Source organism: Acinetobacter sp. SwsAc5, from assembly GCF_013391485.1.
GTDB lineage: Bacteria > Pseudomonadota > Gammaproteobacteria > Pseudomonadales > Moraxellaceae > Acinetobacter > Acinetobacter towneri.
The window spans coordinates 58,948-79,193 of the sequence record NZ_JACAXD010000004.1 but is presented as its reverse complement, the minus strand read 5'-3'; the positions used below and the strand labels follow the sequence as shown (position 1 = coordinate 79,193).

Annotated in this window: 15 protein-coding genes and 3 tRNA genes; 6 read left to right on the top strand and 12 right to left on the bottom strand. The window is 42.5% G+C overall.

The features are described 5' to 3' along the window. Nucleotides 1-17: 17 nt before the first annotated feature. The 7 genes from HYG89_RS03370 to HYG89_RS03340 all read right to left on the bottom strand — a co-directional run bounded on the left by HYG89_RS03370 (nt 18) and on the right by HYG89_RS03340 (nt 8,014). Nucleotides 18-878, bottom strand: coding sequence for an alpha/beta fold hydrolase (locus HYG89_RS03370; protein ID WP_168460359.1), 861 nt, complete (start codon nt 876-878; stop codon nt 18-20). 278 nt (nt 879-1,156) lie between these two features. After that, on the bottom strand, nt 1,157-2,422 hold the full coding sequence (locus HYG89_RS03365; RefSeq protein ID WP_178866055.1) for an OprD family outer membrane porin: 1,266 nt from the start codon (nt 2,420-2,422) through the stop codon (nt 1,157-1,159). A 427-nt stretch (nt 2,423-2,849) separates the two neighbouring features. Beyond that, complete coding sequence (gene dmpG / locus HYG89_RS03360) at nt 2,850-3,869, bottom strand: 4-hydroxy-2-oxovalerate aldolase (protein ID WP_004976038.1); 1,020 nt, start codon at nt 3,867-3,869, stop codon at nt 2,850-2,852. Between the two features lie 11 nt (nt 3,870-3,880). Further along, a complete protein-coding gene (locus tag HYG89_RS03355) occupies nt 3,881-4,777 on the bottom strand; it encodes an acetaldehyde dehydrogenase (acetylating) (protein ID WP_178866053.1) in 897 nt (298 codons plus the stop codon). Between the two features lie 25 nt (nt 4,778-4,802). Further along, nucleotides 4,803-5,600, bottom strand: a complete 798-nt coding sequence (locus HYG89_RS03350) for a 2-keto-4-pentenoate hydratase (protein WP_004976036.1) — start codon at nt 5,598-5,600, stop codon at nt 4,803-4,805. Nucleotides 5,601-6,029: 429 nt separating this feature from the next. Beyond that, nucleotides 6,030-6,698 (bottom strand): HAD-IA family hydrolase, encoded by a 669-nt coding sequence (locus tag HYG89_RS03345; protein ID WP_178318627.1) that lies wholly within the window; start codon nt 6,696-6,698, stop codon nt 6,030-6,032. Between the two features lie 353 nt (nt 6,699-7,051). Next, nucleotides 7,052-8,014 carry an RluA family pseudouridine synthase gene (locus HYG89_RS03340; protein WP_178318628.1) on the bottom strand — a complete coding sequence of 321 codons (963 nt, stop codon included), beginning with the start codon at nt 8,012-8,014 and terminating at the stop codon, nt 7,052-7,054. Between the two features lie 762 nt (nt 8,015-8,776). Here HYG89_RS03340 and HYG89_RS03335 point away from each other — a divergent pair. The 5 genes from HYG89_RS03335 to HYG89_RS03315 all read left to right on the top strand — a co-directional run bounded on the left by HYG89_RS03335 (nt 8,777) and on the right by HYG89_RS03315 (nt 14,804). Further along, entirely contained in the window at nt 8,777-12,208 is a 3,432-nt protein-coding gene (locus tag HYG89_RS03335) for an Rne/Rng family ribonuclease (protein WP_178866051.1), read from the top strand. Nucleotides 12,209-12,467: 259 nt separating this feature from the next. Next, complete coding sequence (locus HYG89_RS03330) at nt 12,468-14,309, top strand: long-chain-acyl-CoA synthetase (protein ID WP_178866049.1); 1,842 nt, start codon at nt 12,468-12,470, stop codon at nt 14,307-14,309. 194 nt (nt 14,310-14,503) lie between these two features. Continuing rightward, nucleotides 14,504-14,579: transfer RNA gene (locus HYG89_RS03325), tRNA-Lys, on the top strand. A gap of 21 nt (nt 14,580-14,600) precedes the next feature. Continuing rightward, nucleotides 14,601-14,676: transfer RNA gene (locus HYG89_RS03320), tRNA-Lys, on the top strand. A 52-nt stretch (nt 14,677-14,728) separates the two neighbouring features. Next, nucleotides 14,729-14,804: transfer RNA gene (locus tag HYG89_RS03315), tRNA-Lys, on the top strand. A gap of 261 nt (nt 14,805-15,065) precedes the next feature. Here HYG89_RS03315 and HYG89_RS03310 read toward each other — a convergent pair. Further along, entirely contained in the window at nt 15,066-15,638 is a 573-nt protein-coding gene (locus HYG89_RS03310; protein ID WP_178866047.1) for a hypothetical protein, read from the bottom strand. A 318-nt stretch (nt 15,639-15,956) separates the two neighbouring features. On the opposite strand from HYG89_RS03310, the gene HYG89_RS03305 reads away from it, so the two are divergent. Beyond that, nucleotides 15,957-16,223 carry a PspC domain-containing protein gene (locus HYG89_RS03305; RefSeq protein ID WP_004976022.1) on the top strand — a complete coding sequence of 89 codons (267 nt, stop codon included), beginning with the start codon at nt 15,957-15,959 and terminating at the stop codon, nt 16,221-16,223. 238 nt (nt 16,224-16,461) lie between these two features. Here HYG89_RS03305 and HYG89_RS03300 read toward each other — a convergent pair whose 3' ends face one another. The 4 genes from HYG89_RS03300 to HYG89_RS03285 form a co-directional block, all read right to left on the bottom strand. Next, nucleotides 16,462-17,565 (bottom strand): HPP family protein, encoded by a 1,104-nt coding sequence (locus HYG89_RS03300; protein WP_178866045.1) that lies wholly within the window; start codon nt 17,563-17,565, stop codon nt 16,462-16,464. Nucleotides 17,566-17,676: 111 nt separating this feature from the next. Continuing rightward, nucleotides 17,677-18,063 carry a hypothetical protein gene (locus HYG89_RS03295; protein WP_178866117.1) on the bottom strand — a complete coding sequence of 129 codons (387 nt, stop codon included), beginning with the start codon at nt 18,061-18,063 and terminating at the stop codon, nt 17,677-17,679. Between the two features lie 84 nt (nt 18,064-18,147). Beyond that, the gene (locus HYG89_RS03290; RefSeq protein WP_070154441.1) at nt 18,148-18,942 is read right to left on the bottom strand and encodes a TIGR03915 family putative DNA repair protein; all 795 of its coding nucleotides are present in this window, start codon (nt 18,940-18,942) and stop codon (nt 18,148-18,150) included. A gap of 2 nt (nt 18,943-18,944) precedes the next feature. Then, a complete protein-coding gene (locus HYG89_RS03285; protein WP_104852998.1) occupies nt 18,945-20,207 on the bottom strand; it encodes a putative DNA modification/repair radical SAM protein in 1,263 nt (420 codons plus the stop codon). Nucleotides 20,208-20,246 lie beyond the last annotated feature (39 nt).

The following is a 20,246-nucleotide window of genomic DNA, read 5'->3' as shown; positions in this document are numbered from 1 at the left end:
TTTTCACATCATGTTGCTTATTTTACGCCACGTGCAGTTAAATAATTTTTAATTACAGTGTTAAATTCTTCCGCTTTTTCAACTTGTGACCAGTGGCCGCATTGGCTGAAAATGTGCGCATCGGCATGTGGCACAACATTTAAAATGTCCCATGTGCGAGATACTGGAATCACTACATCCTGCGTACCGTGAATCAGTAAAACAGGTACTGTGATGTCTTTCATTTTGTCAAAATCGAGTGGGAACTCAAAACGGTCACGGTCACGTGCGCCAACCACATCCATTAAACGGTCTGATGCATAGTCATTTTTTGCAGAAGCAAAACGAACCTTAACCAACTCATCTGTGATCAGGTCTTTGTTCACAACGAACATAGAAAGTGTCTTTTTGATACCTTCTTCTGTAAGTACTGGGTTTGCGTGAGCTTTCAGTGCAGCAGTCTGTTTTGCACCACCTGTACCCATAGACACGATACCAAGTACGCGCTCAGGGTAGTCCAATGCCAATTGGAATGCCAACCAACCACCAAGCGAGTTACCCACCAACCATGTTTTTTCAATGCCCAATGCATCTAAAGTACGCACTGCATGATCAACCCAAGCACGAATACCATAAGCAGTGTTTGGAGCCACCACAGTCTGACCATAGCCAATGGTATCAATTGCGATACAACGTGCTTGCTCACCAATTTGTGGCAAGTTTAACCACCAGTTTGCCGCAGCAGATACACCTGTGCCTGAACCGTGTAAAAATAGAATAGGTGTACCTTCACCCACTTCGTGATAGTGCGTTAATTCGCCTTCGGCAGTTTCAATCCATTTATCTTCTAAGCCAAAGAATGGATCTGTTGTATAGTCAGGGATTTGAACAGTGCTCATATATACTCCTCGTACAGTCTTTAGCTTGCGTTTAGCTCTAAAAAATAGAATTTGACGTCAAGTGGACTCATTCAACATTACGTATTTACTGGCTTATATTACCTGTTCATGCCGCATGAACTGATACAAATTTACGATCACAACCCACAAAAAAACGATTAAACAACTCTATGAAATTTATAAATTTAATAAAATTAAAGTCATAATTTTTATAAGGTATTTAGTGCGTAAATATTAAAAAAAGAGCGACTATATAAAGTCGCTCTTTTTTACAAATTTTAAAATTTATAGGTGTAAGTGGTGGCGACACGGTACTCTTGTAAATCAGATTTGTAATCAAAATCTGCATCAATATACATTGCCTGAACACCTAAACCTTTCAATTTACCTTCTGGTACGGTGTAATTGACAATCAAGTTCAACTCTTCTGAGTCTTGGTCTTTTTTCGCAGCATACGTCGCATCTTTACCTAACATGTACATAGCTGTTGCGTTTAAGCCTTTTGCACCCAATTCAGCAAAATCATAGCCATAAGTGAAGCCCCATGATTTTTCATCAGGGTTGGTAAAGGTTGCAACACCCCAGTTCACTAAATAAGGCTGTGGCACCCAACCACCCAATGTTGGAAAGTTGGTTTCGCCAAACATTTGCTGATAGCCAACACCAAAAGTATGCGCACCATGATTCACCTTTGCACCTACCGAAAGTGCTTGGTTATCAATTTCACCATATAATTGATCACCCGATTCGGCGTTATCAAAGTAGCGTACATGACTAGTGAGTTTGGTCTTTTCAGCCAATTGGCGGTTATAACTCAAACCTACATAATGTTGTTGGTAAATATCTTGCACATCTGCATACCAATAACTTGCACCCAATTCTTTGGTGAATTGGTGATCTACTCCCGCAATCCACATACCATCAGAAGTTGGACCAAGATCAAAATGTCCTTTTGAAGCATCTGGCAAGGTTTTACCTGGTGCGAATAAAGTCAGATCACGGAACTGATTGTCATAACGGTTGTTAATTTTATCAATATAAGCAACGGATAGTTTAGTATTCTGAATATCTTTAGATTCTAACCATGCACCACTATAAGTGGTCAGCAATTGACGCGATGGATCAAAGACCAAAACTGGAGATACTGGTAACAACTCCCCCACTTTAAGCTCGGTTTCAGATACTTTCGCTTTGAGCGTTGCTCCCACTTTCCCAAAGTGATCTTTTGATTCTTTACCGTTATGTGGCAACACCCAGTCTGGGTTTTTATCGCGCCCTTTGAGTTTCACTGCATGCTGAACAAGAAGATCGGCTCCAACCTTAATTCCACCTAAATCGTGATAACCTGATTTAGCATCTAAAGTGACAGCTTGTGACCACGAACCCCAATTACCCGCAGGGTTGTCCTTAATTTGACGATCTAAATAAAAATTCTTAAATTTAAGCTGAACATTGCTGTCGTCAATAAAATCTGCCTGAGTGGCAGATGTCCCTAAAGTTGCTGTCGCAGCAAAAAGTGCTATCCATAAATTATGACGATGCATGAGTTTTTCCTATTCATCCAATAAGCGAATTAGCGCATCATGCAAAACTCTGTAATTGAAAAAAATCCGACCACAGTATTAAGCTTTTCTACAAATTCAGCACTTTCTGTATCGAGCAGCTTTTTTCCAAGTTTTTTAATTCTTTTTAACGATAAAAAATTAAGCTCAAAATCCTCACTAAATGAATTTTTATTTGAATTCACTGCTTAATTTAGGTGAAAAACGCTGTTATTTTTTGCATCATGTGAAGGATTAATCTTTTTTAACTTTAAACCCATGTGTTAGCGTTATTTTCTATAAACCTAACTTATAAGAAAAACATTTTAATTAGCACAAAATTCAGCACGTTTTACATCTTTCACAGCATAAAAAAAGCACCCCAAACGCATTTGGAGTGCTTAATTCAAGCCTGCTTTATATTAAAAACTTAGGCTTGCATTTCACGTGCTTTAGACATAGTCAATGCCAAGTCTTCAATCATATCTTCCTGACCGCCCACCGTACCGCGACGACCAAGCTCAAGTAGAATTTCACGCGCAGATACTCCATATTTTGCTTCGGCACGTTTTGCGAACAATAGGAACGATGAGTAAACACCTGCATAACCTAAAGTTGCTGCATCACGGTCTGCACGAATTTGATGCGTCATCATTGGAATGATCAAGTCTTCAGCAATATCCTGCACTTTAAACAAGTCCACACCTGTTTCCATTTGCATACGGTTTGCGACCGCTACAAACAATTCAAGTGGTGTATTACCTGCGCCTGCACCTAAACCAGCCGAAGCCAAGTCAACACGGGTTGCACCTGCGGTCACAGCCGATACAGAGTTCGCAACGCCCATGCCCAAGTTATGGTGACCATGGAAACCAATTTCGATGTCTGAGCCGAGGTTGGCACGTAAAATACCTACGCGATCAGTCACATCTTGAGGCAACATATAGCCTGCAGAATCTGTTACATAGATACAGTTTGCACCGTAAGACACCATTTTTTGTGCTTCTTCGAGCAATTTTTCAGGAGAAGCCATGTGCGCCATCATCAAGAAGCCCACAGTATCCATACCCAGTTTACGTGCTGCAGTAATGTGCTGTTCAGAAACGTCTGCTTCAGTCGAATGTGTCGCCACACGAATGGTTGCCACACCTACATCATGCGCCATTTTCAGATGATCAACTGTTCCAATACCTGGCAATAACAGTGCAGAAACTTTTGCCTGTTTCAGGTTTGGAATCACTGCTTTCAGATATTCTTCATCAGTAGCTGCTGCAAAACCATAGTTCACAGAGTTACCACCTAAGCCATCACCGTGTGTGACTTCAATTAAAGGAACACCTGCATCATCCAACGCAGTGGCAATTGCAACCATTTGCTCTGGTGTGGTTTGATGGCGCATTGGGTGCATACCATCACGTAAAGTCATATCATTAATAATAATCTTAGACATTTTGGTATTCCTTAAGCTTCAGCAGTTTTGAAAACGTGTTCTGCAAACATTTCTGCAGTACGTGCAGCCGCTGCAGTCATAATGTCTAGGTTACCTGCGTATTTAGGCAAGTAATCACCCAAACCTTCAACTTCCAAGAAAATTGAAACACGGTTGCCATCAAAAACAGGGCCGTTTACAAGTTTGTAACCCGGTACATATTTTTGCACTTCTTTAATCATGGCATGCACAGATTCTGTAATTGCTGCCTGATCTGGCTCACCTTCCACCAAGCAGTGAACGGTATCACGCATCATTAATGGTGGCTCAGCTGGGTTAATGATGATGATGGCTTTACCTTGTTTTGCACCGCCAACTTCTTCAATCGCGCCTGCAGTTGTACGGGTAAATTCATCAATGTTTTTACGTGTACCCGGCCCCACAGATTTAGTCGATACCGTTGCAATAATTTCACCGTATTCCACAGGTTGAACACGAGAAACTGCAGCCACCATAGGAATTGTTGCCTGACCACCACAAGTCACCATGTTGACGTTTGGCACTTCGCCCGCTTGTAGCAACGCTTCAAGGTTCACTGGTGGTACGCAGAATGGGCCAATTGCTGCAGGCGTTAAGTCAATCATCAACACGCCAAGCTCATTCAGTTTGCGGCTATTTTCTGCATGCACATAAGCAGAAGTTGCATCAAAAGCAATTTTAATGTCATCTTCAAGTACGTGAGGAAGAAGACCATCTACACCGTCACTTGTGGTTTTTAAACCCATTTTTGCCGCACGAGCTAGACCTTCAGAGGTTGGGTCAATTCCCACCATCCACACAGGCTCTAACCATTCACTGCGTTGTAATTTATAAAGCAAATCTGTACCAATATTACCTGGACCAATCATTGCACATTTAATCTTTTTCATGCATGTACTCTCTTAGAATCTCGATTTATTCCGCAGCAAACGCAGCTGTCACTGAACCAAAGCCTTCAATTTCGACTTTAAATTCTTCACCTGGCTGTGCAACAACCATAGGACCTAAAGCACCAGTTAAGATGATGTCGCCTTTTAACAATGGACGACCACGGCGCACCATTTCATCGGCTAACCACACGGCAGCGTTTAATGGATTTGCTAAACAAGCTTTACCCACGCCTTGAGAAACTACTTCTTCACCACGGGTCATCACCATTTTGCAGTTCACCAAATCCAGATTTTCTAGCTTGACTGGTTTTGAACCTAGAACGAATGCAGCAGAAGATGCGTTATCGGCCACGGTATCAATCAAACTAATTTTCCAGTTTTCAATACGGCTATCGACCACTTCAATGGCAGGCAAGGCATATTCAGTCGCGCTGATAATATCCGCATACGTGTGTTTTTCTTTGGTTAGATCTTGGTTAATCACCAATGCAATTTCTGCTTCTACTTTTGGCTGAATCAGCAAACCTGCAGGAATCGCTTCACCATCACCATAAGCCATATCGGCAAACAACATGCCAAAGTCAGGCTGATCTACACCCAGTTGTGCTTGAACCACTTTAGAGGTCAAACCAATTTTACGCCCCACCAAACGACGACCTTCTTTTAAGGCACGTTCGGTATTCACTTCTTGAACGGCATAGGCAATATCTACGTCAGCACTTTCACCACCAAGTTCTGGGCGGATTGGCGCAATCGCAGTTTGAGAGAGTTCGGCAGTACGTAATGCTTGCGCAACTGATTCAACAACAGCAGAATTCGACATCAATGTTTCCTTAAACTGCAAAAATTGGGCATATACCCCGAGATGTTGGAAAGGTAATAATAGAAAATAGGGATGATGACCCCGATCTTGTCCATTCTCAGGACAAGCTATCCAGCTCAGAGGTATGTAAACTGATTAAGAATCGGAAAAATGGCGGGTTTATGCCAATACTTATTTTCTTTTTTTCAATAGCTATTAGCTATTAATCTATTTTTATAAAAAGCAAGCAAAACAGTTGTCTGTAGGCTATGACATTATTTTCCGAGTCATTGACTCGGCAATTCGCAGCAATCTTAAAATGTCTTAATCCTAACTTTAGACTAAAAGCTAAGCCTTTTTATGACGCTCCCAAAAGTACATAAAAAAAGAGCAACCTGAAATTTTTCAAGTTACTCTAATTTCAAATTCATCTAAATTGTTTTACTGGGTTTAACTCGCCTGACGTAAACGATATTGCTGCACTAAAAAATCATGCAAACTCGGCACATCATCTGCAATGGTTAAAGGCTGATAACGCTGCAACACCTCTACACTATGCACGCCATAACTCACGCCTACACGCGGCATGGCAATGTTTTGTGCCATTTCCAAATCGTAAGAAGTATCACCCACCATAATCGCTTGCTCGACCTGCACATCGGTACTGCTCAAAATTTCCTGCAACATTAAAGGATCAGGTTTAGATTTGGTTTCACTTGCAGCACGTGTCGCCACAAACAAATCCTGACTTTTGGTTTGCGCCAACACTCGGTCTAAACCTTTACGGCTTTTGCCTGTTGCCACTGCCAATTTCAGTCCCAAACCTGACAACTCATCGAGCATATCTGCCACACCCTCAAACCAAGCATCGGTTTTTGAGTGTTCGACATAGTGTTCTGAATAGCACTGCAAAATCGCTTGATGCAGCTCTGGCACTTCAGGAAATAAACGCTGTGCCACTTCAGGCAAACCCAAACCAATAATACTTTTAGCCGCAGCATCGGTCAGGGGTTGCTGAAATTGTTGTGCTGCGAACTGCAAACTCGCCACAATTTGACCGACGGAATTAAATAAGGTGCCATCCCAATCAAAAATGATGAGTTCTACAGGTTTATTCATATTAGGTTCCTAAATTTGATTCGGCTTTTAAATTCCCTCGCTTTACCTTAACTCAAAAGGATAAACGACCAAGAATCAGCACATATATCACAACAAATATTCGATACGCGAAGGGCGACATGGATGTCGCCGTTTCGCTGTGGCACAGAGATGTTCCATCAGCGAAACAAAAGTTTTTTGTTACTTTTCATCTTTGAAAAGTAAGGCATAGCCTATACACCAAAAATTTAAATTAAAAACTATAAAATGTGGCTGTGAATTACCCCTAAAAACCTCATCTCCTTGTTGCGAAACAATGTTCCTCATCTTTAAAAAGAAGCAAGCTGCTATCGCACAACAGAGAGTTACAAAAATTAAAACTCAGGTGGCGCCGTCGGCTTATCCGCCTTTTGCGCTCTCAACTGCGCCACCAAACTCTGCATATCTTCAGGTAAAGGCGCTTCAATCACAGGATAGCCTGGAATTTCCAAACGCATGGCATGTAAGCACAAACGACGTGGCGCAGGACCCCGATATTCAGTTTGATGACCATATTTATCATCACCTACTAGCGGATGCCCAATACTTAAACCATGCACACGAATTTGATGGGTACGTCCAGACAATGGCGAAGCATATACCAAGCTTGCATGCATAAAACGCTCTGCCACATTCCACTGGGTTTTAGATTCTTTACCTTCTTTAGACACACGTACACGACGTTCGCCATTCGCCAATTCATAACGATGTAACGGCGCATCAATCAATTGTTGATCCAAACTCACCTGCCCTTTGACAATGGCAGCATAAGTTTTTTGGATTTTATGTTCGCGCAATAAATCTTGCAGGGTTTTTAAGGTACTGCGTTTTTTGGAAATCATCACCAAGCCTGAAGTATCACGGTCAATACGGTGAATCAATTCCAAATATTTTTTACCTGTCGCAGCACGTAAGCCTTCAATCAACCCGTAGGCAACGCCACTGCCGCCATGGACTGCAATGCCCGAAGGTTTATTCACCACCATCAAGCCTTCATCTTCATAAATCACACGGCTCAATAAACCCTGTGCCACCTTGTCTGAAATTGGAGCAGCACTGTCGTCTTTTTGTTCATAGCGAATCGGCGCCACACGAATTTGATCGCCAATATTCAGTTTGGTTTCTGCTTTAATGCGCTTTTTATTGACCCGCACCTGCCCTTCACGAATCAAACGATAGATGCGACTTTTAGGCACCCCTTTTAAACGACTAAACAAAAAATTATCGATGCGTTGACCCGCTTGATGCTCATCCACTTCAAACCAAGTGACACTTTGCCATTGTTGGGTAGAATTCATACAGTTAAGAGACCTAATAAAATACTAAAATTGATTAAAAACTGATCATTTAGGCTATGCTTTACACAAGAAACATAAGCTTAGCCCATAGGCAGATGATGCAAGGTTTGATATAGTCAGCGCACGGAAACCATCGTCAGTGGGTTCACGTTGAATCTTTTCAGGTTTTTCTGAAATAGAGCAATCAACCAACATCCCACTACATACGAGCAGGTCCCAAAAGAATTATGCCGACGCCGAAGGCTTATTATATCGGCAAAAAAGCAAACTGTTGCGTTTAATTGTACCTCAGGTACATAAATCAGTTTGCCTGAAAAAATATGTCGCCAACTCTAGTTGGTTTTTAAACGTAAACTGATACACATCAGATTAGTCGCACCCTGAAAACCACTTCAGGCTAAAGCGTTTGATGTATTGGATCTGCACAATTTGTAAAGATACGACGATAATTCCGTATCAAGACACTCTATCTATGAAAGAAGAGATGATCTTCGAGCAATGTGACAGTGAAAGTTACACACATCCAATACACCGCTCGTCCGCCAGTGAAGCGATCAGGTGACTTTATCCGTTTAAAGGTTAAAGCCGTATTGCCATCATCAATACGTGAATCATACACCGCAGCCCCACACAAAAAGGCCGGTAAAAAAAACTCAGACCACAATTGGTTTTTTTGAGATCTGAGCAGTTGATCCGTGATGCTTGATGTTCGCTACGTGTCTAGCGATTTTTTGCTGTGTATCACTATTAGGTGTTACACCCATGAAACGTATGTTGATTAATGCAACACATGCCGAAGAAATTCGCGTTGCACTTGTCACTGGTCAGCGTCTTTACGATTTCGATTTAGAAAATCGTACCCGTGAACAAAAAAAATCGAATATCTACAAAGGTCATGTGACCCGTGTAGAACCTTCTTTAGAAGCCGTATTTGTTGAATACGGTGCAGGTCGCCAAGGCTTCCTGTCGATGCGTGAAATCGCAAACTCTTATTACAAAGCCGACCCTCGCCAAACTTCTAATATTCGTGAACTGATCACTGAAGGCACTGAGCTTTTGGTACAGGTAGAAAAAGAAGAACGTGGCAACAAAGGTGCTGCGCTCTCTACCTTCATTTCTTTGGCTGGTCGTTATTTAGTGCTTATGCCAAATAACCCGAAAGGTGGCGGTATCAGTCGTCAAATTTCAGGTTCTGTGCGTGAAGAACTCAAAGAAATGTTGGCATCTTTAAACGTGCCACGCGGCATGAGCGTGATTGTACGTACTGCGGGCATTGGTCGTTCACAAGAAGAATTACAGCTTGATTTACAACACTTGCTTGACCTTTGGGCGCAAATTCAAAACACCGCAAGCTCTGGCCCATCGCCAATGTTGGTACACCAAGAAGCAGGTGTGGTGACACGTGCGATTCGTGACTACTTACGTGATGATGTTGCCGAAATTTTAATTGACTCAGAACAAGCTTATAACGAAGCCTATAACTTCGTAAAAGCCGTGATGCCACGTCAGTTAGACAAGCTAAAAACCTATACTTTAAATGAGCCGCTATTCGCGCATTTTGGTATCGAAAGCCAAATTCAAACAGCTTATGAGCGTGAAGTTAAATTGCCTTCAGGCGGCTCAATTGTCATTGACCAAACTGAAGCATTAGTTTCAATTGACATCAACTCGGCTAAGTCTACCCGTGGTCAAGATGTTGAAGATACTGCGCTTAATACCAACCTTGAAGCTGCCGAAGAAATTGCGCGTCAATTGCGTTTACGCGACATCGGTGGTTTGGTGGTCATCGACTTTATCGACATGACCAAAGACCGCAACCAACGTATGGTTGAAGCCAAACTTCGTGAAGCAACACAAAGTGACCGCGCACGTATTCAATTTGGTCAATTATCACGTTTTGGTTTAATGGAAATGAGCCGTCAGCGCTTACGTCCATCACTTGAAGAAGCGACTGGTTACGTTTGCCCACGCTGTCACGGTACAGGCATGGTACGTGACCTACGCTCTCTTTCACTTTCAATTATGCGTAAAGTGGAAGAAATTGCCCTGCGTGAACGTCATGGTGAAGTTCAAGTCGAAGTACCTGTTGAAATTGCAGCATTCTTACTGAATGAAAAACGTCACAGTCTGGTTTACCTTGAGCAAACTTCAAATGTGCGTGTGACTGTATTACCTCACCCACACTTAGAAACCCCGCATTACGAAATTTCGTATAATCCTGAAGGCTTTGCACCAACCAGCTATGAACGTACTGAAGCAACTCGTTCAAGCGAAAAAGAGTTGGGTTATGAATCTTCTGAATGGCATTTAGAAGAAGCCGATCAATCGCACAGCCACGCTGCTGCACCTGCGGCAGAAAAAACTTCTGCAAGAAAACCACAAGCAGCACAGCAAAATAAAGCATCTGCACAACAGCAGCTTGCACCTGCGGCAGCCACAACAGCTGCAAGCCCATGTGCATGGTTAGAAAACCTGTTTGTTCAAAAGCAAGCCAGCACTATTGATCAAGCACGTAGTGCCAACAATGCTGCAGCAGCCATTGAGCAAATGGTAAATAGCGGTGCTGTGAGCCGTGGTCAGTTTGGTCAAATTGCAACTGCGTCTACTGCCCCTGCTGCAAGCAGTCAAAATGTGTACCTTGCACCATCAACAGTGGCACAAAAAACTGAACGTGACTCTGCAGATAAATCTGCTGAACGTGAAGACAAACCTGCTCCGCGTCACAACAACAAAAAGCCGCGTCACAGCAACAACAATAACAAGCACAAAGAGCAACGTGAGCCGCAAACTCAGCACGATAATCAACAACATCAAGTGCATGAAGAAGTGGTTCAAATGTCGCGTCAGGAGCAACGTCAAGAAGCGCGTGAAAACAAACGCAACTCTCGTCGTCAGCACAACAATGACCAAGCACCGCAGCAGCAAGAAGCTCAAAACAACAATGAGCAGCAGCAAAATGCCGTACCACGTCGTGACCGTCGTAACCAACCTCGTCCAGAACGCCCAAATCGTCACCGCGACCCAAGCGTATTGAATGAGCAAGCACCTACCGCAGTGACTTCTAATCAGCCGAAAGTGGAGTTAATTGACGCACCGCGTCAAGAGTTCAACACGACGGCTTTGGTGGTGAATGTCGATCAGGCTCAAACTGAAATTGTGGCATTGAATGCTGCGCCATTAGCGGCTGAACCAGTCACAGCAGTAGAAGCAACTGTGCCTGAAACGGTTGCTGAACCAACTCAAGCTGTTGCTGCGGTAGAAGCTGCAGCCGTTGTTGCAGAAGAAACAGCTGCACCTGCGGAAGTACAAGCACAACCGACTGCGCCTGCAAAACGTGCCAGCAATGACCCGCGTCAGCGTCGTCGTCAGCAACGTGAAGCTCAAGCGCAGCAAGTAACTGCACCAAAGTTAACACCTTCACAGGTGCCAACTTTAGCGCAATACAGCATTGGTAGTCTGATTCGCCACGTCTATGGTGAAGATTGCTCAGTCCTGATTGAACAGTTTGGTTTAATTCCAACGTTCAATCGTGCTTTGCAGAAGTTCACTGACGAGTATGCTGCAAGCCTTGTTAGCACTGCGCCTGTGGCAGAGAAAAAACCTGTCACTCGCGATGTGGAAGTTGCCAAAGCTGCTCCTGAAGCTGAGCCTGCACCTGTGTTAGACCTAACACCACCAAAACCAGTGTCAGATAAGCGTGTTGCCAACGATCCGCGTGAGCGTCGTCGTTTAGCCAAACAAGCTGCTGAGCAAGCATTGGAACAAGCCAAGCAAGCACAGGCAGTAGAAAAAGCTGAAGCGGAAAGCACACCTGCAGCAGAGCCAACGACTGACGTTGTGGCAACTACCGACGCATCTGTAGAAGCAAACTCTACTGCAGAAACGTCTGTAGCGCTAAGCACTGAAGTCGAAGCAACTACAGAAGTAAACCCTGAAGCAGTGGCTACAACTGAAGCTACTCAGCCTGAGTTGAACGCGCAAGACGACCTTGCACAAGCTGTCACTGAAACTGCAGCAGCGCAAGAAGAAACTGCCGTTGAAGTGGTCGCACCTGTACAAGCGGAATTGGCTGTAGACGACCAAGTCGAAACTGCTGAATCTGAACAGGACAAAGCAGAGAAAGAGAAAACTGCGCGTCCGCGTCGTCCACGTGGCCGTCCACCTAAAAAAGTAACTCCGCCAACTGAGTCGTAATTCGCACTTTTGCAGCGGAATAAAAAAATCCAGTCATTTTAATGGCTGGATTTTTTTTGCTACTTTAGAGCCAACGCGGTGCTGACTTAAATTTAAGCGAGCTAATTTGAACTTAGGTGTTTTTGATTTTTAACAGCTTTTCTAAAAACACCTAACAAAGCTGAAAAATTAGGTTGATTGCACTAGGACTTAGGGATTACAAAACAACAAGACGTGATGCTGTGCAGATGCAACGGATGATGACAAAAACAGGATTCTTATGAACCAGATGACAAAAAGCGATTTAATTGGCTTAACGGATGTTGCGGCAAAAATTCCGCAGTTTATGACTAAAGTGCCTCACCTGATCACAGGGTTAAAGCAAGCCTATTTACGCACACCCAACACGCCTGCAGGCTTAGGTCTAGCATTTGAAAAAGCCGTGCATCGTAACCCGCATGGCTGTGCACTAGTGTTTGAAGATCAGCAGTACAGCTATTTACAGCTCAATGCTTGGGCCAACCAAATTGCCCATTACTATTTAAGCATAGGTGCACATAAAGGTGATGTCATTGCGGTGATGTTGGAAAATCGCCCTGAATTAATTGCCAGTGTCATTGGCTTAGCAAAAATTGGCGTTACCGTGGCTTTGGTCAATACCGCACAAGTTGCCAAAGTTTTGGCGCACAGCATCAATTTAGTCAAACCAATTGCCGTGATTGTGGGGGAAGAATGTCGTCAAGCCGTTGCCGATATTCGCCAAGAACTTGAGCTTACAGAAAATCGACTGTATTGGTTTGCAGATCAAAATACCCGTACCGATGCTGGCACTGCCCCTGAAGGTTTTCAAAATTTAGCGCAATGCATTGCATCATTCCCAAGCTTTAACCCTGCCACCACACAGTCAGTACAGGGCAAAGATGGGCTGTTTTATATCTATACCTCAGGTACAACAGGCTTACCTAAAGCGGTGATTTTCACCAATAGCCGTTGGACGTTGGCTTATGGTACCTATGGTCATGTCTTGGGTTTAAATCAGGATGATGTGATGTACTGCACTCTGCCGCTGTACCATGCCACAGGTATTGTGGTGTGCTGGTGTGGCGTAATTGCAGGCAGTGCCACCTTTGCCATCCGTAGAAAATACTCCACTTCATGCTTCTGGCAAGATGTACACAAATTCAATGCCTCTGCGATTGGCTATGTGGGCGAATTGTGCCGTTATTTAATGGATGCGCCTGCTTCTGATTTAGAGCGTGGGCATCGTGTGACCAAAATGATTGGCAATGGCATGCGTCCTAATATTTGGAGCAAATTCAAAACACGCTTTGGTGTTCAGGAAATTCTGGAACTGTATGCGTCTAGCGAAGGCAACGTCGGCTTTAGCAATGTGTTTAACTTTGACAACACGGTTGGTTTTTCACCGACACCTTATGCGGTCATTCAGTTTGATAAAGAAAAAAATGAACCCGTACGCGATGCCAAAGGCAAATGCATGAAAGTCAAAAAAGGCGAAGTCGGCTTATTGATTGGAAAAATCACCCGTCGCTCACCGTTTGATGGCTACACCGACCCTGAAAAAAACAAGGCGGTGATGATGCAAAACGTGTTTAAACAAGGCGATGCCTATTTTAACACGGGCGATTTAGTCCGCGACATTGGCTTCCGTCACGCCCAGTTTGTTGATCGTTTAGGTGATACCTTCCGCTGGAAAGGTGAGAACGTATCCACCACAGAAGTAGAAAACATTGTCAGTGACTATGAAAAAATTGCTGAAGCTGTCGTGTATGGCGTTGAAATCCCACATACCAATGGTCGTGCAGGTATGGCTGCGATTACCTTAAACGAAGGCTGCCAGTTAGATGAACAAGACTTGCGTCAAATGCTGGTGGAGTTTAAAAAAGCAATGCCCGCTTATGCAGTACCCGTTTTTTTACGCATTCAAAAGCAAATGCAAACCACAGGTACATTTAAATATCAGAAGAACACCCTGAAAACTCAAGGTTTTGATTTAAAACAGTGTGATGAAAAAATTCTGGTGTTATTGCCAAACCAATCTGCTTATTGCGAGCTGACCCAAGAAATTTACGACAATATTCAACAGTATCAATATCGCTTCTAAGCCACTATGTTGCCTATTTTTTGATTAGATACGACAAATTTGTTGCATTTATAATCAAACATAGGCAACTTTTTTATTTTTTACTTGCGCTCGCTTCATATCTTGCTACAATACGCTCCATCAAACGAAGTGGTGCTTAAAACCCTCTGGTTTTTCTTGCACTTCACAATCAAGCCTGCTTGATTGCTGGTTCAGGGTCGTTAGCTCAGTCGGTAGAGCAGCGGACTTTTAATCCGTTGGTCCCGCGTTCGAATCGCGGACGACCCACCATTTCCTTGATCAACCTTAGATGGGTCGTTAGCTCAGTCGGTAGAGCAGCGGACTTTTAATCCGTTGGTCCCGCGTTCGAATCGCGGACGACCCACCATCTTCTTCAAGGTTGATACTTTAAAAATGATCATCGTCATTTTTACTCCTCTGGGTCGTTAGCTCAGTCGGTAGAGCAGCGGACTTTTAATCCGTTGGTCCCGCGTTCGAATCGCGGACGACCCACCATTCCTTCTAAAAAATCTTTAAATTACCAGTCATCACAGCACTGTTCTGTGGATCGTGCAGTTTCGTAATTTACTATAGAATTCCCGTATTCTGCCCTGTTTGACTAACACTTTTATCCACTACACCTTGCTCAATTCAGTTGTAGACGATGTGCCATCATTGATAAATCATACTTTACACATCCCAAATAAAAACTTGATGTAAAAAAACAAAAGCCCAAAAGTTTTTCACGAATGGGCTAAGAATTGAATGAGCGAATAATTAACTTGCTCTGATTAAATGATAGTTTTGCGAAGGTAAGGGATTGCTTTTAAAGTATTCACGATTATTTTCTGTTGCAATCGCAATTTTGTTTTTATCCATAATTAAATTATGGTCTTGATCAACATTATAGTAAAAGTTCACCCCAGAGGCGCGTGCCACCACAATTTGATGCGCGTCTTCATCATAGAACCATAAATCTTTGCGGTATTTTTTTTTATTGTCGTAACTGATTTGCCCCGCATTGACAAAAATACGATGCGCTGTCCCATCAGGCAATAAGGTCAGAATATAATCGACTTTTCCGCTTTCGCACATAACAAACTTATCTTCACAGCTAATCTGAATAGTATAGCGTCCCACATAAGTCAGATGATTTTCGGGAATATGATGTTCTGTTGCAGCCGTTTGCATGGGTGCGGTTGCCTGCCCTGCTACTTCAGTCAGTCTTTTGGTTTCTACCTGTTCTGTATATTTTTGCACTGCAGCTTGCTCAAGTTGTGAATCATCGCATCCAAGCAATGCCACTGCACTCCATATAGAAACTGCGCAAATATTTAATTTAGCCGACACACTATCCCTCATATAGAGTGACCAGACCGAGTATTCAGTCCTATTCAAACCACCGAATAGACAGCTCAATGTAAGCCATGCTTTTCCTCAATCCTTTGTGGTCAAGCGCTTACTCTGCCCATTGCTTCTTTACGATATTTTAGGTAGATGCTGGTTTAAGCAACACCAAAAGTTACATAACTTTACTAATTGCTTTGCCACCGCCCTTTAAAAAACCCAAGTGCATCACCATTTTTATTCTATAGACAGATGATGTGCTGTAAACCTAAACCTCAGCCTGTATTTATTTTGAATTTTAGATCTCTCAAGGAGAATTAGATGGCCAATGTTGGTTTATATCGCTCAAACCGCTCAAATATGATTGCTGGGGTTATGGGTGGTATTGCTGAACGTTTTGGTTGGAACGCAAATTTACTGCGCTTAATTTTTGTGATTGTTTCCGTGATGAGTGCTGCCTTTCCAGGCATTTTGGTGTATTTGGTGTTGTGGTTGGTGATCCCTAAACAAAACCAGTCGAATACAGCAAACTATACTCAGGGCTACACAAGACCTGTGCGCACAGTCAATCCCGATCAAGACCGATAAACGGTATTGAAATTTGAAAGACTGACCATATTTAAAGATTCATAGGCTTGAATCGTTTACCGATTCACTCGTAGACACCACCCTATTCACACAACTTTCTTCTTTTTCGCTACGATTGCTCCCCCAAGCATCGTAGCTTTTTTTTGCCTTTCAACCTGCACCATATTTCAGAGTGTCATAACAGTTCAGTGTTTTCAGAATTGAAGCGTGTTGAATACGCATCGACAATACAAGTCAATCAATTGGTCTTTACAGCAAGCTGTTGATTTAAGACGGCAATCATATCGGCACGGCTAATAATCCCCACCAAACGCTGCTGCTCTACCACAGGAATGTAGTTAAAAGAACGCTCGACAAAGTACGGTACAAGGTCTTGAATACTTTGTTGCGGTTGCACCGTGACCACTTGGCGCAACATGATATGTTTTACTTGATGTTTCCAGCTATAAGGTAAATCTGTTGCGTGTTTAAACCATTCCACCACTTCATACAATGCCAAAGTTCCCACCAAATGTTGTTCAGTATCAATGACTGGCAAACTCATTAAATTCATGTGTTTGAATTTTTCTAAAGCACTGTGAATATCCTCATCTTGCTGCAAACTGACCACATCTTTACTCATAATATCGGCACAAGTCAGTGCTTGAGTTTGTCGTTCACTGGCTTTGTGCTGCGCTTCTAAAATGATTTTTTGTAAGTCATATTCACTAATATCTAGCAACTGGGTTTGGGCATCTAAAACATCTTGAATATCTTGCGGCTGAATAGTGGCTTTTTGAGTAGGCGTTGGGTCTTGGGTACGTTGATTCAACTGTGGCGTTTGAGGATAAGGCTTGCCAATCATGCGGTTAAATACGATTGCAATCATCATCAGCAAAACTGAATTAAGCAGCACAGGATAAAAGATGAAGTGATAACCCAGCTCACGCACGGCATCTCCGCCAAGCACTGCGGTAATGGCCACTGCTCCACTCGGTGGATGCAGCGAATCGGTGGTCATCATCAAGAAAATAGATAAAGCCACCGCCACACTAAAGGCTTCGGTTAAATTTGGAATATATAAAGCACAGCTCACGCCCATAATTGCTGCAATACTGTTCCCAACTACAATATTCCACGGCTGCGCCAAAGGACTGGCAGGCACAGCAAACAACAATACCGAAGATGCACCCATTGGCGCGATATACCATGCGTTAATATCGCCCAATACCCACCAACTGATGAGTGAAGACAATGCCAAACCCAATAATGCGCCCAAACCACAAAGTAGGCGTTCTTTGAAAGGTAATACTTTGTAATTCGGTTTTAAGACATTTAGCCAGTCTGATTGGGTTAAGCTCACAATGCACCTTGCTGGAATAGTGTTGTTTCATTGGTTGCAGCAGTATACGCCGACTCAGACTGAAGATGTATTTAAATTACAGTTTTAAATAATAACGAAAACTGATCAAGATTAATTTAAATACTCCTCCAATTGCTCCAATCGCTCTACATATTTTTGCATGGGGCAAAACTCATACATCGGCGAACCGATATAAGCACCAGCATTACGGCACTTTTGATCGACAAAATTTTTCAAGAGTTGTTGTGATTTCATGATGTCCTGATAGCGTTCAAGCTGCTTGTATTCCTGACTCTGTTTTTTTATTTGATCCCATACCTGCACAATCTGCTTTGCATATAAAGTTTTGGTTCTGGTACTACAGATCTCCACCACAGCATTATTGATATTGCCCAGTTTTAGCTGTGGAATTATGTCATCGACACATTGGCTATAAGGATCTATCGCTTTATCTTGCGTTTTGGCAAATACCAAAGTACTCAAACAAGCGATAATCAGTACTGCTGTTTTTTAAACTAATTTAGTCATGAATGTGCTCTTTTGTTATGTTGGTATTTTTAAAATAATAATCAAAAAAATGCCTTAAACATATTTTTCATTCAAATATCGCCAATAACGTTTTGGCAAATATTGCACATGCAATTTCACATTCTGACGTTCTTTAATATTGATACTATTGAAATAATCTTTCCAAAGCTGATCATATAATTCTTCTTGTTCATCTAATTCTAATTGAAAATTTTGACTAGCTCCATTTTCAATATTACGGTCAATCTGATGAGCATCTAGAGACACCTCATGAATCTCGTGTAAGTCATAATACAGTCCATATTTACGTTGTTCGTCATAAATGAGCCAACGTTGATCTTGATAACGACGCTTAAAATGCGGCTGTATCAAAGGTAATACATTAAAATCAGGTCGAACTAAACTTAAAAACAATCCATCTGTGGTTTTCTTAAACCGCACAAAAGCCTCCATACGATGCTTTTCGCGCCCGACCTTTTTCGTCCATTGCGAAATCGCTAAAACACTGGGATGAGAGTAATTTTTTTCGACTGAATGTTGATGCCGAAAAACATAGATACAGTAATTAAATAAATGTTGATAGGCATCCAACGATTCTGACAAATAAGCAAGATAAAATTGTCTCAGAGATGAATGCGAAAGTTTCTGCTGTAAAGCTGACCAAACACGACTTGCATGTTGCTCATGATTTGGAATTTCAACCACCGTAGCAAATAAGCCATGCTGCGCACCTTGGTTTAAACACAGTTGCACGTGAAACTCTTTAAATTGAAAAGCACGAAATACGCAGTTGAGTAAACCGACCATAGAGCCATCAAAGTAGTAATAAACCACCGCATCACTGAGCATGTTTAAAATCCTAAACTCAATTGCGGTGACAGTTGTTTAACGTATTTAGATGAACCCTGCGTTAATATTTGCTGACGAATATCAGTCGTAGAAAGTTCCTTTTGAAACCGTGGACTGTCTTCACAACGAATAAAAAACTGGGCACGTGAATACGCCACACCGAGTTGCTTCAATAAATCAGTATGTATCTTGCCAAAACGACGCGCTTGCACGATTTTCTTGGCTGACTTTACGCCGATGCCTGGTACACGAAGGATCATGCGATAGTCAGCACGATTTAAATCCACTGGAAACTGCTCGGGATGACGCAACGCCCAACTCAGTTTGGGGTCTACATCCAAATCTAAATGTGGGTGTTTTTCATTGACGATTTCATTGACTTCAAAACCATAAAAACGCATCAACCAATCACTTTGATAAAGCCGATTTTCCCTTAATAAAGGCGGCGCCGAACCGACCGCTGGTAAATAGTTATTTTCTGTGTTGATTGGAATATAACCTGAGAAATATACCCGTTTCAGTTTAAATTCCTTGTAATGTCGATCTGCCATCATAAGTACGTCTTGATCAGTTTCCTGATGTGCGCCGACTACCATTTGCGTGGTCTGCCCTGCGGGTACATATTTTGGCACATGCTTGATAATCTGGCGTTCATCTTTGAGTTGAATCAGTCGATCTCGCACTAGCCCCAAGTCTTTTTGTACTTCTTGATGTGATTTTTCAGGCGCAAACGCTTTTAATCCGACCTCAGTTGGCATTTCTAAATTGATGCTCATACGGTCAGCATAAAGTCCTGCTTCATGAATCAGCTCAGGCGATGCTCCAGGAATAGTTTTGAGATGAATATAGCCATTAAAATTTTCTTCGAGACGTAGCTTTTTCACCACTTGAAGCATCCGCTCCATCGTATAGTCGGCGGATTTAAAAATACCTGAGCTAAGGAATAATCCCTCTATATAATTACGACGATAAAAATTAATGGTCAGATCAACCACCTCTTGTACCGTAAATGCAGCACGTTTCACATCATTAGAACGGCGCGACACACAATAAGCACAATCAAAAATACAGACATTACTGAACAAGATTTTCAGCAATGAAACACAGCGCCCATCTTCGGTATAGCTATGGCAAATCCCTGCCCGACTGGCATCGCCTAAACCTTTGTCTTTATTCTTACGGTCACTACCACTAGAGGAACAGGACACATCATATTTAGCTGCATCGGCAAGAATTTGTAATTTTTCACGAATGCGATCAGACATAGCAAACACCTCAGTGACAACATCATTTCAAAGCTAACA

Coding starts and splice junctions, on each gene's coding strand:
- HYG89_RS03350 (WP_004976036.1), bottom strand. CDS start 5,600: ATGTCGAATTCTGCTGTTGTTGAATCAGTTGCGCAAGCATTACGTACT.
- HYG89_RS03340 (WP_178318628.1), bottom strand. CDS start 8,014: ATGAATTCTACCCAACAATGGCAAAGTGTCACTTGGTTTGAAGTGGAT.
- HYG89_RS03355 (WP_178866053.1), bottom strand. CDS start 4,777: ATGAAAAAGATTAAATGTGCAATGATTGGTCCAGGTAATATTGGTACA.
- HYG89_RS03365 (WP_178866055.1), bottom strand. CDS start 2,422: ATGCATCGTCATAATTTATGGATAGCACTTTTTGCTGCGACAGCAACT.
- HYG89_RS03285 (WP_104852998.1), bottom strand. CDS start 20,207: ATGTCTGATCGCATTCGTGAAAAATTACAAATTCTTGCCGATGCAGCT.
- HYG89_RS03305 (WP_004976022.1), top strand. CDS start 15,957: ATGGCCAATGTTGGTTTATATCGCTCAAACCGCTCAAATATGATTGCT.
- HYG89_RS03335 (WP_178866051.1), top strand. CDS start 8,777: ATGAAACGTATGTTGATTAATGCAACACATGCCGAAGAAATTCGCGTT.
- HYG89_RS03370 (WP_168460359.1), bottom strand. CDS start 878: ATGAGCACTGTTCAAATCCCTGACTATACAACAGATCCATTCTTTGGC.
- HYG89_RS03345 (WP_178318627.1), bottom strand. CDS start 6,698: ATGAATAAACCTGTAGAACTCATCATTTTTGATTGGGATGGCACCTTA.
- HYG89_RS03330 (WP_178866049.1), top strand. CDS start 12,468: ATGAACCAGATGACAAAAAGCGATTTAATTGGCTTAACGGATGTTGCG.
- dmpG (WP_004976038.1), bottom strand. CDS start 3,869: ATGTCTAAGATTATTATTAATGATATGACTTTACGTGATGGTATGCAC.
- HYG89_RS03290 (WP_070154441.1), bottom strand. CDS start 18,942: ATGCTCAGTGATGCGGTGGTTTATTACTACTTTGATGGCTCTATGGTC.